Below are 523 nucleotides of genomic sequence, written 5' to 3'. Positions count from 1 at the left end.
CGCCACACTGTTGAGCAATGTGGCTGCCGGCACCTTGGATGCCACCAGCACCGATGCCGTCAATGGCAGCCAACTGTTCGCCACCAATAACTCGGTCACCGACCTGGGCACTCAGCTCAGCGACCTCACGACCAACGCTGGCGCCCAGAACGGGAATATCGCCAATGCATTGGGTGGTGGCGCTGCGCAGGATCCAACAACTGGTGTTTGGAAGGCTCCGACCTTCACCACTGCGACCATCGATGGCAAGGGAGCCCTGACCGGTACTCTCAATAGCAACAACGTCGGCGATGCTCTGACTAACCTCAGCGACAGCCTGGTCAACACCGCCGCTGTCGGCGTCAAATATGACGATGCCGGTACCAAAGCCAAGGTCACCTTCAACCCCGGCAGTACCGCCACACTGTTGAGCAATGTGGCTGCCGGCACCTTGGATGCCACCAGCACCGATGCCGTCAATGGCAGCCAACTGTTCGCCACCAATAACTCGGTCACCGACCTGGGCACTCAGCTCAGCGACCTC

Annotated in this window: 1 pseudogene; it reads left to right on the top strand. The window is 60.0% G+C overall.

Features of this window, described 5'->3' with window-relative positions:
• Positions 1–523 (top strand): annotated as a pseudogene (locus tag GIW04_RS31230) (hypothetical protein); the annotation flags it as partial.

This window comes from Pseudomonas sp. PA-4-8C (genome assembly GCF_021606625.1).
Lineage (GTDB): Bacteria > Pseudomonadota > Gammaproteobacteria > Pseudomonadales > Pseudomonadaceae > Aquipseudomonas > Aquipseudomonas lactis.
The sequence above is the reverse complement of the archived record's forward strand: the minus strand, read 5'-3'. Positions and strand labels throughout refer to the sequence as shown.